This window comes from Bacillus sp. SD127 (assembly GCF_058566445.1).
In genome coordinates, this window is record NZ_CP191226.1 from 2972854 (window position 1) to 2985335 (window position 12482).

The following is a 12482-nucleotide window of genomic DNA, read 5'->3' on the forward strand; positions in this document are numbered from 1 at the left end:
AGTATCTGTATCTGCTTTCGTCACACTCCTGAATAAGCCATAAAACCTCCATCGACAGGAACGGTGATGCCGGTGACAAAGCCTGAATAGGAATCATCCGCCAGCCAAAGAAGCGTGCCGAGCAGGTCCTCCGGTTTTCCAAATCGCTTCATCGGTGTTCCCGCAATAATCTTTTTAGAGCGGTCTGTAAAGCTTCCATCCTTATTGATCAGCAGATCGTGATTTTGTTTTGTCAGAAAAAAGCCTGGTGCGATTGCGTTAACCCTCAGTCCGGTTTCCGCAAAATGCACAGCCAGCCACATTGTAAAATTATTGATTGATGCTTTGGCCGCACTGTACGCCGGAACCTTCGTCATAGGTGAATAAGCGCTCATTGATGAGATATTCACAATGGCTGGTGAGTCTGCCTTCAGCAATTCCCTTCCAAATACTTGGGTAGCCAGAAATGCCCCAGTGAAGTTGGTTGAAAAAACAGTTGAAAATCCGTTTTCATCCATGTCAAAGAATGATTGCCCTTCTCCTTCTGCTTCATATGTCTCCACATCAGTAATCGCAGCGGGATGATTTCCTCCTGCTCCATTGATTAAGAGATGAACAGCGCCAAATCGGTCAAGGATATCAATCTTCGCCTTCTCTAGCGACGTCCTGTCCAGCACATCAGCAGAAACGGAATATGCCGTGCCGCCAGCTTTCGTAATTTCCCTCACAACCTCTTGTCCTGTTTCAGCTGACCGGTTCAGTATCGCCACCTTCATGCCATGGCGGGCAAGCTCCCGGGCCATGGCCGAGCAGAGCACACCGCTGCCGCCTGTGATAACAGCAACTTTACCTGCCAGCCGATGATGAAGAGGAATCATAATTCCACCTCTTTTTTCGCCATTAATTCGTACGCGTCCCACAGTCCGTTCAAATACATGATGCCTAAAGCGCGATCATATAAGCCGTAGCCCGGACGGCATTGCTCTCCCCAAATATGGCGACCGTGATCCGGCCTGACATATCCGTTGTAATCCTGCTTGTGCAGTTCTGCCATGACCCCATGAATATTAATCGAACCGTCCTTTGTCAGATGAGACGTTTCAATAAAATCCCCATTTTCAAAGATCTTCACATTGCGGATGTGTGAAAATGGAGCAAGCCCGGCATATGTTTTAGCAATTTCCACCATGTCATTGGCGGGATTGGCCCCCATGGAACCGGTACATAAGGTGATGCAGTTAGAAGGTGAGTCTGATATGGCCCGCAGCTTCTCATAGCTTGCCTCTCCTGTGATAATACGCGGCAATCCAAAAATCGGCCAAGGCGGGTCATCCGGATGAATGGCCATTTGAATGCCGTGCGCTTCAGCAACCGGCAGAATTTCCTTCAAAAAGAACGATAAATTGTTCCAGAGCTGTTCTTCATCGACCGCCCTGTAGGCCTCAAACAGTTCTTTGATCTGAGCCATTTTTTCAGGCTCCCACCCCGGAAGTGTCAGGTCAGACGCTTCTTCCACCGTCCGGATCAGCTCTTCAGGCTCCAGGCTCTCCACTTTGGCTTTCTCAAAAAACAGAGCGGTTGAGCCGTCCTCCAGCGGACGGAACATGTCGGTGCGCGTCCAGTCGAAAATCGGCATAAAATTGTAGCAAATCACTTTCACGCCAAAAGCAGACAGATTGCGGATGGTCTGCTTATAATGTTCAATGTACCGGCCGCGTTCTTCGCTGCCCAGTTTAATCGCTTCATGAACGTTTACGCTTTCGACAACCTCTGCATGAAAACCATGGGATTGTATATATTCCGTCTCGGCTTTGATTTCCTCTATTTCCCACACTTCCCCGGCAGGTTTGTGATGGAGAGCCCAGACAATGCCTTTCACCCCGGGAATTTGTTTCACGTGTTCAAGTGTGACTGTATCGTTGCCTCGTCCATACCATCGAAATGTAATATTCATCCTAAACCTCCGGATTGAGCCTTTTAATCAAATGTGATCACTGCCTTCCGCACCTGATCAGGATGCTCCTTGATAAATTGAAACGCGTGATGGACATCTTCAACTGAAAACGTATGGGTGACGAGCCCGTTATGCGCTAACCGGCCTTCATTCAGCAGCTTTACAACTTTCGGAAACTGATTTGTCTGGAGTCTTGAGCCGGTAATCGTGACTTCTTTTTTTGTAATGGGGAGCTGAGGAATTTGTGACGCTCTCTCATCAAATCCAAGCACCACCACACGCCCTGCCGGAGAAACAACATCAACGGAAAGCTCAAAAGTCGCAGGGAGACAGACAGCATCAATGACTACATTGGCTCCTTCATTGCCCGTCCATTCCCGAACCCGCTCAGCCGCATGTTCTGTTTGAACATTCACAACAGCGTCGGCACCGTTTTCTGTAGCAAATGTCAGCCGCTCATTATTTAAGTCGGTTATCATGACGGAAGCACCCGCTAGCTTTGCCATTTTTAACACACAGATGCCGATAGGCCCCGCCCCCTGAATCAGAACGCGATCACCCTTTTCCACCTGTCCCCGCCAAACAGCCTGGGCACCTATTGTATAAGGCTCGGCCATAACTGCCTCCTCCCAAGGCAGCTCTTTTGAAACCGCGTGAAGCTGCTTTTCAGGAAGCACAACATATTCCCGCATCCCGCCGTCTTCATGAACGCCAAACACAGAAAGCTTCGCACAAACATTTGGCCGGCCTTTACGGCAGGCATAACAGTTTCCGCAATAAGAAATCGGTTCAATCACAACATGGTCTCCGGCTTTCAGGCCTTTAACATTCGCACCAACCTCCTCCACTTCTCCCGTTACCTCGTGTCCGATTACTCTCGGAAGGGTCGCAAGCGGATTCGTGCCATGATAAATATGCATATCAGAACCGCAAATTCCGACTCGTTTTACTTTGACGAGCACCTCATCAGCCTTTGAAAGAACAGGCTTTTCCATGTCTGCTGTCACCAAATCATACGCTTTTCGCACTTGAACCGCTTTCATTTTCTCACCTGCTTTTTAAAAATTCATACACGCTCCGAGCAATTGAAATTCCGTGTTTCCTGTTTCTTTCCTCATGCAGCTGCTCCAATTCGCCAGGCACATACACTCGCTCGACTCCTCTAGCCGAAGGTGATTGCTGCAGTTCATCAAGCATGGCGTCCATCTGCTCTAAAAACGTATCTTGTCCGGTAAAATAGGACGGATGGATCGCGCAAACATAATGTCCAAGCTTCCTATTTTGATCAAGATCGCCATACATTTTAGCGATATGCGGACCAAAAGCCGCCCCAGCCAGCAAACCTGAAAACACATCCACCACAACAGATAGCCCGTAGCCTTTAGGACCCCCGAACGTTGAAAGTGAGACGACCTTGTGAGGGTCTGTTACCGTCTCTCCGTTTTCATCGACTCCCCATCCTTCTGGTATTTCTCTGCCCTCTTCACGCGCCTGCAGAATCTTTCCAAATGCCACTTTTGACGTCGCCATATCTAGGATAAACGGTTTTTTATGCTTTGCCGGCACACCGTAAGCAATTGGATTCGTGCCTAAAAAAGGAGACCTCCCGCCAAACGGGACTACAATACTGTCAGTATGAGACATAGCGATTCCGATCAGTTTTTCCTCAGCCGCTTGTTGCACAAAATAACTTAACGCTCCGCAATGGCTGCTGTTTGTCGCGGTGACCATGCCAACACCATTTTTCTTTGCCATTTCAATGGCATGAGCCATCGCCTTATCGGCAATCACATGGCCGAACCCGTCATCACCGTCCAGCACTCCTGTCACCGGCCCCGTTTCTTTAAAAATGGGACACGCTTTTGGATTGATGCCTCCAGCCCTCAGCCTGTTCACATAATGTTCTGTTCGCAAAACACCATGAGAATTCACATTGCGTAAATCGGCGTGTATGAGCACGTCTGCTACTTTTTCGGCATCTCGTTCATTCAAATTGGCGCCGATCAGCTTTTGCTGAACCAGTTCCTTCGCTTCTTCAGCGGAAATCGTTACCGTATTCAATTCAATAAAGAGCCTCCTTTCTTTCAGTTTCATCACTTAGCGAAAACCCTTACAAATTATTATTACTTGCGAACTATTCAAAATATTCTTTATATGATTGTTTGATCAGTTTCTATGCTGAAGCTCTTCGACAATCTGTGCATGCTGCTGATCTGTCAGTTTATAAAGAAAACCGATAATGACCATAGCTAATGCCAAAGCAATGGCGGGATACAGAAGAAGAAGCGCTTTAATGCCGAGCAGCGCTTGTGCCGTCTGGGCTACGTTCGGCATATATCCGACAAGCCCCAATCCGATCCCCGAGAGAAAACCAGACAATGACTGAGCAAGCTTTCGCGAGAAGTTAAAGAGGGAATATGTCGTTGCTTCTTTCCGCTCACCGGATTTCCACTCGCCGTAGTCAATGATATCTGAGACAAGCGCCCACGTAATGCCATTGGGAATACTGATCCCAATAAACGCGATGCTTGCAAGGATCGTAAACACATATACATTTGAAGGAAGCATAAAGTTGATCAGATCCGCGGCAACACTGATGCCGAAACCGATCATTGCGGTTTGTTTCTTTCCAAACATCTTGACGAGCTTTGGCAGAAACACGACGCCCAAAAAGGAAGATCCAATAATGATAAAGTTCATATAAGCCATCAGTTCGACATTGCCTAGGTTATATTGTGCGAAGTATACGAGCATTGCGGATTTAATGTTGTATGCGGAAATCGAAAAAATGGTCATCAGGACAAGGGTTAACAGCGGTTTGTTCGTTATAAACGTTTTGACGACAGATGAAAATGTTAATTTCTCTTTTGGCGCTTCCGCAAGAACAATACGTTCCTTGCAGTTGCGATAGCAAATATAAAACCAAAGCACACCGAGAACAGCAAACAATCCCATGACCACCGGATAGCCTACCTTCGGGTTATCAAACTTGACGAGCAGCGGCATGACGGCCACGCTCGTGATAAACAAAGCCCCGAGTGAGCCGATTTGGCGAAAAGTAGAGATAGAAGTCCGGTCTTCGGTATTTTGAGTCATCGCCGCTCCCAATGAGCCGTACGGAATGTTTACAAATGAATAGCCCACGCCCCACAGTATATAGGATGCATACGCATAAATCAGCTTGCCTGTCGTTGATACATTCGGGGACAGAAAAATAAGAACAGTAAGCACCGCAAGAACAATGCTGCCGATTAATAAATAAGGCCTGAATTTCCCCCGCCTGCCGATGTTTTTGCGATAATCAATTGATGAGCCGACAATGGGGTCTGTTACAGCCGCAAAGAGCTTGCTGACTAAAAAAATACTTCCCGCCATTGCGGCCGGAATTCCCGCCACATCAGTAAAATACTTTAATAAATAGATTTGGCCTAAATCAAACATAAAACCGTTCCCAAAATCACCAAAACCATAGGAAATTTTCTCCTTCAGCGAAAGCCTCTTCTCCGTTTCAATCGACACAACCTTATTTTCCAGTTCTGCTCGCATCTTCCACCTCTGTGTCTTAAGAATTTTCGATGAGATGTCCGCTCAGTATGACGCTGGCTATTCTGAGCGGAACTTATTTTATACGTTTGCCTTTTCTTCTTGAAATTGAAAATATTGTTTCGCATTGTGATAGCAAATGCCTTGTACGATACCGCCAAGAAGCTCCATATCTTTCGGCACTTCACCGTTTTCAGCCCATTCGCCGATCAGATTGCAGACAATCCGTCTGAAGTATTCATGGCGTGTATACGACAAAAAGCTTCTGGAATCAGTCAGCATGCCGATAAAACGGCTGAAAAGCCCGACGTTTGACAACGCTTTCATTTGATCGAGCATCCCATCCTTGGAATCGTTAAACCACCATGCTGTGCCAAATTGTATTTTCCCAGGCGTGATGCCGTCTTGAAAGCTATTTATCATGCTGGCAATGACATAGTTATCATTTGGGTTGAGCGAATATAAAATCGTTTTCGGCAGCTGGTTTTTCATTTCGACTGAATTCAGCAGCCTGTACAAAGGCTTCGCAATTTCTTCGTCATTCATAGAATCATAGCCTGTATCCGGCCCCAATTTCTTCTTCATTTTCGTATTCGTATTTCTGAGTGCATTGATATGAAACTGCATCGCCCAGTCAAGCTCAGCATACAATCCGCAAAGAAATTGAAGCGTATATGTCTTGAATTTCTTCTCGTCTTCGTAAGAAACCTGTTCCCCGTTTAATCTTGAGGTAAAAATGAGGTCCGCTTCCTCTTTGTCCGTTTCGGCAAACACCATTGAATCAATCGCATGATCAGATACTCTGCCGCCGACTGAATGGAAGAAACGCACTCGTTCTTCAAGAGCCTTCAAAAACTCATCATAGGTTGTAATCGAAAGTGACGCAGCCTTTTCAAGCGCCTGCACCCAATCCGGGAAGCCTTCGCGATTGATTTCCAGCCCTTTATCCGGCCGAAATCCCGGCAGCACACTGACAGGAAAATCTTTGTCCTCTTTTAATAATAGGTGGTACTCGAGGGAATCGACAGGGTCATCGGTTGTGCATACTACTTTTACATTTGATTTCACAATGAAATCCCTTGCCCCGAAGCCTTCTCCTTGCAGCAGTTCATTCGTCCGTTTCCAAATATTTGGCGCCGATTGCTCATTTAATATCTCGTAAATCCCAAAAAATCGCTGCAGCTCTAAATGGGTCCAATTGTAGAGCGGATTGCCAATCGCCATCGGTACTGTTCTCGCCCATGCCATGAACTTCTCCTCATCAGCTGCATCGCCTGTAATGTATGTTTCTTCAATTCCATTGGCTCTCATGATGCGCCATTTGTAATGGTCTCCATACAGCCAGGCTTCTGTCATGTTTTGAAATCTCTTATTTTCATAGATTTCTTTCGGACTCAAATGGCAGTGATAATCAATAATCGGCATGTCTTTCGCATAATGGTGATAGAGGTTGACAGCGGTTTCATTTTTCAGCAAAAAGTTTTCTCCCATAAAGGGTTCCATGTCCTCACCGTCTTTCATTCTATTTCAAAATGTTAACGTTAACATTTTGATTTGTTTTTATTTTACCTTTATATTCCTCTGGGATCAATCTCTTTTTAAAATTTAAATGTTAACGTTAGCAAATAAGCGCAAAAAAGACATTGCCGTAAAGCTGCCTGAAAAGACCTCTTTTTGGCAATGTCCGATTTTACAAGAAAGGATTAGTAAGCCAGGCTGAATAGTCCTTTAATGTGTGTTAAGTAGCGTACATTACTTGCTTCTTTCATCAAGGAAGCAGGAAGACCTTTAAGCGGTGTAGAATTAGCACCAATGATGGCTACCGCATCTTTGCGTCCAAGACTTGCAAGTGTACCAGAGTTTACTGGCTGGAATGTTTCAAGTGTTTTTCCTTCTAAGTAAGCGAATAGATTGTAACCGATCAGCTCACCCATTTGCCATGCGATTTGTGCAGTTGGCGGGTATGGACGGCCGTCTGCCGCAAAGTAAACTGCGCTGTCACCCGCAACAAATACATCTTCATGAGATGTAGATTGAAGGAAATCGTTAACTGTCGCACGGCCGCGGTTCACTTCAAGACCTGATTCGCCGACTAAAGGATTTCCTTGTACGCCGCCAGTCCAAACAAATGTGTTGGCAACAACTTTTGATCCGTCTTTCAGATCAATCACGTTTCCTTCTACATTTGTAACAGGAAGGCCTGTTAAGAACTCAACGCCGCGTTTTTCAAGGCTTTTAGTTGCGCGTTCGATAAGATCATCCGGAAGAACAGGAAGGATTTTCGGACCTGCTTCAACCAATTTCAATTTGATTTCTTTGTGGTCTACGCCGTATTTTTTCGCAAGGTTCGGCATGATGTCAGCAAGCTCACCGACAAGCTCAACGCCTGTTAAGCCGCCTCCGCCGATAAGGATTGTTGCATCCGCTTCGTTTTTCGTTTTAGAGTACTCGCGCACACGGTCTTCAACGTGGTTGAAAACTTTGTTAGCATCAGCAGCAGATTTAAGAACCATGCTGTTTTCTTCAAGTCCTGGGATGCCGAAGTAAGCAGTGACAGAACCAAGGCCTACTACTAGCGCATCATAAGTTAATGCAGAACCGTCAGCAAGCGCAACCTCTTTTTTATCAACAGAGAAAGAGCTGACTTCCGCGATTTTAAGATCAATGTCTTTGCCTTTGAAAAGTTTTTCTAACGGCATTGCAACCGCTTTTTCAGACACGTTGCCTGCTGCAAGACGGTGTAATTCCGTAATGATTTGGTGAGTTGGGTATTTGTTTACCACTGTCACGCGTGCTTGTTCTTTTGTGTAATGTTTGCGAACTGTTAAAGCAGAAAGAACACCGCCATAACCAGCGCCTAAAATGACAATATGTTTTGACATCGTATATCCTCCGTCCTTTATATCAATTTGAATCTGAGATTATTTTTGTTTTTCGTTCATGATTTCAAGGTAGCTGTTAGCAAAACGGAACAGCTTTTGAGCTTGAGGATCTTTCAGCATGCGCAACAGGCCGAAAAGTCCAATCGTTTCGTTGCTAGCATCCGCGCGGTCTTTCGCTTCGATTGCAGTCGCAGCCACTTCTTTTGCTGTTTCTTTTACAGGCTCAAGAATTTCAGTGATTGCACCGACTGTATCGCTTTTCAATACTTCGTCAGTCGCAACAGACTGAGCGAAATCATAAGACTTCGTTAAAATATTCACTAACTCAGTCAGCTTTGGAAGCTGGTCAACTAAAACAGTCAGTGATTCTTGAACTTCTGGCTTTAACAGCTGATCAATAAGATCTTGCTGGCTTTGGCTGACAGACGCATTTGTTTGATCGATTGTTTCTGGCATATCCAATTCTCCTTTACTATAAGCAGTATGCTGATTTTTTGGAAAGGGTAGTGCCTCTCCCTGATCTCATGTTTGAAAGCATGAGAAGAAGGATTGTGAATTCGTGCACAATCATTCGCAAAAATAAATGTTTACTACCCAGTTTTTCATCTTGCCATATTCAGTATTATTTTTATCTCAAAAATAAACCATTGAATAAGTCAAAATCCTTTACTCTCTCTGAAAATAGCAAACATAAAAAACTCCAATTTGATTACCTTCTATATGATAACACTTTTTGAACAAAATTTGAACGTGAATTGCTTCGATTATGAAATTAATTTATATGGTGCCCGTGTCATAACATTTCTTCAGCACTAGTTATTGACAATCCATCAATTTTCTCCCCTACGCGTTACCCATATGTCCAATAGAGGTTCTCTTTTTCCTGTAACTGGATCCAATGCCGGAAGTACTGCTTGCTCTATATTCTCTAGCGCAGCCGCTCTTTCATCCGGCTTTCCCGTCTTCATATCATACCGAGAACCATCTGGATAAGCGCCGATCACGGTAAAATCGGGGCTCGCGCTTAGCTTTTTATGGCCGACACCGGCTGGAATGACCGCTGCGTCGCCCGTTTTGATAGGAACAGCAGCTCCTTTTTCTCCCCCAAATTGAATAACAGCCTCCCCTCGGACTGCGATTAGGACTTCATGCGTGTTGCTGTGATAATGATGGTACGGAAAAACACTGCCCGACCAGCTGTTTAGCCAGCCATGCCGGTTGACGATCCGCTCTGCCTGTTCAGCACGTCCCATAAAAACATTTTTATAGATAACGAGCGGAAAATCAGGGTGATTTGGAACCCTGCCGTCATCCTGAAAAAAGTACGTTTCTGTTTCCATCATTTTCACCTCCCTATTTCTGTCTTCCACATATATTGATCCGTAAAACATCATTATTTTCTCACAATTCCGTTGATCTGTATCATCCCGGGTAGTATAGTATAAAAAAATAATGCCAGAATGAGGGATTTGATGAAAGCGATCATAATCGGAATATTGGCTTCTCTCTTTTTCGCCGTTACCTTTATTTTAAACAGGGCGATGGAATTATCCGGAGGCAGCTGGCTTTGGAGCGCCTCGTTACGCTTTATTTTTATGGTTCCGTTTTTATGTCTGATTGTCATAATGAAAGGGAAGTTCGTTCCTCTTTTACAAGAGATGCGGAAAAAGCCGTTTTTTTGGATAAAGTGGAGCTTTGTCGGCTTTGTTCTTTTTTATGCGCCGATCACGTTTGCCGCCGCATTCGGGCCGGGCTGGCTCGTAGCCGGAACATGGCAAATTACCATTGTAGCCGGTGTGCTGCTGTCTCCATTTTTCTATGAGAAAAAAGACACGCCTGGAGGCACTTTGCTCGTTCGGCAAAAGATTCCCCTTGTTTCGCTGGGCACTTCCGTCGTCATTCTGATTGGGGCAGCGCTGATTCAGCTCCAGCATGCAGAATCGCTTTCCGGAAAAATGCTGCTCTTCAGCGTGCTGCCGGTTGTCATTGCGGCTTTCGCCTATCCGCTGGGAAACCGGAGAATGCTTGAGCAATACGGAGGCAGGCTTGATACGTTCCAGCGTGTGCTGGGAATGACCCTTGCAAGCCTTCCATTCTGGCTTGTATTGGCAGCTTACGGCTGGTGGTCAGATGGCCTCCCGACCGCGGGACAAACCGTTCAATCCTTTATCGTTGCCGTCAGCTCAGGCATCATTGCGACCGTTTTATTTTTCTGGGCAACGGATATGGTAAGAGATAATCCGCAAAAGCTTGCTGCTGTTGAAGCAACACAATCCGGGGAAGTGATATTCGCTTTGCTTGGTGAAATAATCCTGCTGTCAGGTGTTTTCCCTTCCATTTTATCGTTTGCCGGATTAATGATCATTATTGCCGGAATGGTGTTACATACCTTCGCTTCCCAACAAAAACCTAAAGAGAAAACTCAGTCAAATCTGACTGCTTAGCGGCTTCTGGAGAATGGGCGAAAGCCCGTTCTCCTTTCTTTTTAACGCCTTCCAAAAGAGACCTGTTTCACGTTATATTTATGTATAGTCTAAGCCCACTTAACTGAAAGGTGATATTTTAATGGAAGCAAACAATCAAAAAGACGATATACCAGCAATCTCATTCACATCTGTGCGAAAAAGCTATGAACAAGAGGGACAAACCTATGATGTATTAAAGGATGTCACCGGAGACATTCAACAGGGTGCAATCGTGGCACTTTTGGGCCCTTCCGGTTCAGGAAAAAGCACACTGCTGTCCATATGCAATTTGATGAAAACACCGGATCACGGTGAAGTGAAGATTTACGGAAAGGAAGTCAGAGACTGGAATGTGAATGAACTGAGGCGGACGGCCTCCCTTGCCTTTCAATCCGCCCCCGTCCTTGACGGAACGGTGCGTGACAATCTGAATCTGGTACAAAAGCTCCACCAAACCCAGCTTTACTCTCCTGAAGAGCTCGCTTCACTGACAGGCCTGTCTCCAGAGCTGTTAGACAGAAGCGCCAAGGATTTATCAGGCGGACAGCGGCAAAGGCTTTCACTTGCCAGAACACTCGCAAACCCTTCCTCCATCCTATTATTGGACGAAATTACATCTGCCCTGGACCCTGTTTCTGCTCTGGAGATTGAAGAGCTGATCAAAAGGCAGCATCAAGAGAAAAAACTGACGGTGATGTGGGTGACCCATAACATGGAACAGGCGAAACGAGTAGCCGATACCATTTGGTTTATGGCTGATGGCCGGCTGTTGGAAATCGCGGAGACAGACACATTTTTCTCGCATCCTCAGCATGAAGCAGCCCGTGAATTTTTGAAGGGAGGCACACGGTAATGGATTACCTTTCTCTCTCATTCACCATGATCTTTGTGCTGATTGCCTTGTTTTTATCAAAATCCTTTAAAGCCGGCGTTGAAAAAGATATGATGATTGCAACGATCCGGGCGGCGGTACAGCTGCTTGTGATCGGTTATGTGCTGTCGCTGATATTTCATGGAGATCACCCTGTGTTTATCCTGCTGATGGTGCTGTTAATGCTGGCGGTGGCGGCGCAAAACGTCGTCAAACGAAAGAAAATGAAAATCGGTTCTTTTTGGAGGGTGTTTGTGGCGTTAGCGATTGTAGAAATCGTCACCCAAGGCATTCTTTTGGCGCTTCACATCATCCCGCTTACCGCACGGTATGTCATCCCCATCAGCGGAATGGTCATCGGAAATTCAATGGTGCTCGCGAGCCTGTTTTTAAACCGGCTCAGCTCCGAGGTCGGGGTGCGCAAGGAAGAAATTCAATTGATTTTGTCGCTTGGCGGCACACCAAAACAATCCATACAGCATATCCTGACTTCCGCCATGAAAATGAGTATGATCCCAACGCTCGAAAGCCAGAAAACATTAGGGCTCGTCCAGCTTCCCGGCATGATGACCGGCCAGATCTTAGCGGGCGCCGATCCGATTCAGGCGGTACGCTTTCAGCTTTTGATTGTTTTTACAACGATGGCGTCCGCCGCGCTGACTTGTGTCCTACTCAGCATGCTGACATACCCGTCATTATTTACCGCGCATCAGCAGCTGAAGCAAAATGGTTAACATTATGACAGCGATTTCGGGATTTGCAGATTACACAAAAGCCGCTTCTCAACA

Annotated in this window: 12 protein-coding genes; 3 read left to right on the forward strand and 9 right to left on the reverse strand. The window is 45.8% G+C overall.

Features of this window, described 5'->3' with window-relative positions:
• Positions 1–20: 20 nt before the first annotated feature.
• The 9 genes from ACQVGS_RS15495 to ACQVGS_RS15535 all read right to left on the reverse strand — a co-directional run bounded on the left by ACQVGS_RS15495 (position 21) and on the right by ACQVGS_RS15535 (position 9701).
• A complete protein-coding gene (locus ACQVGS_RS15495) occupies positions 21–857 on the reverse strand; it encodes an SDR family oxidoreductase (protein ID WP_106020470.1) in 837 nt (278 codons plus the stop codon).
• On the reverse strand, positions 854–1933 hold the full coding sequence (gene uxuA, locus ACQVGS_RS15500) for a mannonate dehydratase (protein ID WP_106020471.1): 1080 nt from the start codon (positions 1931–1933) through the stop codon (positions 854–856). The genes ACQVGS_RS15495 and uxuA overlap by 4 nt, the downstream gene beginning before the upstream one ends.
• Positions 1934–1956: 23 nt before the next feature.
• A complete protein-coding gene (locus ACQVGS_RS15505; protein ID WP_151174950.1) occupies positions 1957–2976 on the reverse strand; it encodes a zinc-binding alcohol dehydrogenase family protein in 1020 nt (339 codons plus the stop codon).
• Positions 2977–2980: 4 nt separating this feature from the next.
• Positions 2981–3994 (reverse strand): ureidoglycolate dehydrogenase, encoded by a 1014-nt coding sequence (allD, locus tag ACQVGS_RS15510; RefSeq protein ID WP_106020473.1) that lies wholly within the window; start codon positions 3992–3994, stop codon positions 2981–2983.
• Between the two features lie 105 nt (positions 3995–4099).
• A complete protein-coding gene (locus tag ACQVGS_RS15515) occupies positions 4100–5479 on the reverse strand; it encodes an MFS transporter (RefSeq protein ID WP_106020474.1) in 1380 nt (459 codons plus the stop codon).
• 78 nt (positions 5480–5557) lie between these two features.
• Complete coding sequence (gene uxaC, locus ACQVGS_RS15520; protein ID WP_491830300.1) at positions 5558–6979, reverse strand: glucuronate isomerase; 1422 nt, start codon at positions 6977–6979, stop codon at positions 5558–5560.
• A gap of 200 nt (positions 6980–7179) precedes the next feature.
• Positions 7180–8358 (reverse strand): NAD(P)/FAD-dependent oxidoreductase, encoded by a 1179-nt coding sequence (locus tag ACQVGS_RS15525; protein ID WP_024121033.1) that lies wholly within the window; start codon positions 8356–8358, stop codon positions 7180–7182.
• Between the two features lie 39 nt (positions 8359–8397).
• Entirely contained in the window at positions 8398–8814 is a 417-nt protein-coding gene (locus ACQVGS_RS15530) for a helical membrane plugin domain-containing protein (RefSeq protein WP_010333866.1), read from the reverse strand.
• Between the two features lie 374 nt (positions 8815–9188).
• A complete protein-coding gene (locus tag ACQVGS_RS15535; RefSeq protein ID WP_373271218.1) occupies positions 9189–9701 on the reverse strand; it encodes a cupin domain-containing protein in 513 nt (170 codons plus the stop codon).
• 129 nt (positions 9702–9830) lie between these two features.
• On the opposite strand from ACQVGS_RS15535, the gene ACQVGS_RS15540 reads away from it, so the two are divergent.
• The 3 genes from ACQVGS_RS15540 to ACQVGS_RS15550 all read left to right on the forward strand — a co-directional run bounded on the left by ACQVGS_RS15540 (position 9831) and on the right by ACQVGS_RS15550 (position 12428).
• Positions 9831–10802, forward strand: a complete 972-nt coding sequence (locus ACQVGS_RS15540) for a DMT family transporter (protein ID WP_024121031.1) — start codon at positions 9831–9833, stop codon at positions 10800–10802.
• 121 nt (positions 10803–10923) lie between these two features.
• Positions 10924–11676, forward strand: coding sequence for an ABC transporter ATP-binding protein (locus ACQVGS_RS15545; protein WP_127695430.1), 753 nt, complete (start codon positions 10924–10926; stop codon positions 11674–11676).
• On the forward strand, positions 11676–12428 hold the full coding sequence (locus tag ACQVGS_RS15550) for an ABC transporter permease (RefSeq protein WP_024121029.1): 753 nt from the start codon (positions 11676–11678) through the stop codon (positions 12426–12428). The genes ACQVGS_RS15545 and ACQVGS_RS15550 overlap by 1 nt, the downstream gene beginning before the upstream one ends.
• Positions 12429–12482 lie beyond the last annotated feature (54 nt).

Bases quoted from the DNA above. Each gene is read 5' to 3' on its own strand.
- ACQVGS_RS15495 (WP_106020470.1), bottom strand. From the start codon at position 857: ATGATTCCTCTTCATCATCGGCTGGCAGGTAAAGTTGCTGTTATCACA.
- uxuA (WP_106020471.1), bottom strand. From the start codon at position 1,933: ATGAATATTACATTTCGATGGTATGGACGAGGCAACGATACAGTCACA.
- ACQVGS_RS15505 (WP_151174950.1), bottom strand. From the start codon at position 2,976: ATGAAAGCGGTTCAAGTGCGAAAAGCGTATGATTTGGTGACAGCAGAC.
- ACQVGS_RS15515 (WP_106020474.1), bottom strand. From the start codon at position 5,479: ATGCGAGCAGAACTGGAAAATAAGGTTGTGTCGATTGAAACGGAGAAG.
- uxaC (WP_491830300.1), bottom strand. From the start codon at position 6,979: ATGGAACCCTTTATGGGAGAAAACTTTTTGCTGAAAAATGAAACCGCT.
- ACQVGS_RS15525 (WP_024121033.1), bottom strand. From the start codon at position 8,358: ATGTCAAAACATATTGTCATTTTAGGCGCTGGTTATGGCGGTGTTCTT.
- ACQVGS_RS15530 (WP_010333866.1), bottom strand. From the start codon at position 8,814: ATGCCAGAAACAATCGATCAAACAAATGCGTCTGTCAGCCAAAGCCAG.
- ACQVGS_RS15535 (WP_373271218.1), bottom strand. From the start codon at position 9,701: ATGATGGAAACAGAAACGTACTTTTTTCAGGATGACGGCAGGGTTCCA.
- ACQVGS_RS15540 (WP_024121031.1), top strand. From the start codon at position 9,831: ATGAAAGCGATCATAATCGGAATATTGGCTTCTCTCTTTTTCGCCGTT.
- ACQVGS_RS15545 (WP_127695430.1), top strand. From the start codon at position 10,924: ATGGAAGCAAACAATCAAAAAGACGATATACCAGCAATCTCATTCACA.
- ACQVGS_RS15550 (WP_024121029.1), top strand. From the start codon at position 11,676: ATGGATTACCTTTCTCTCTCATTCACCATGATCTTTGTGCTGATTGCC.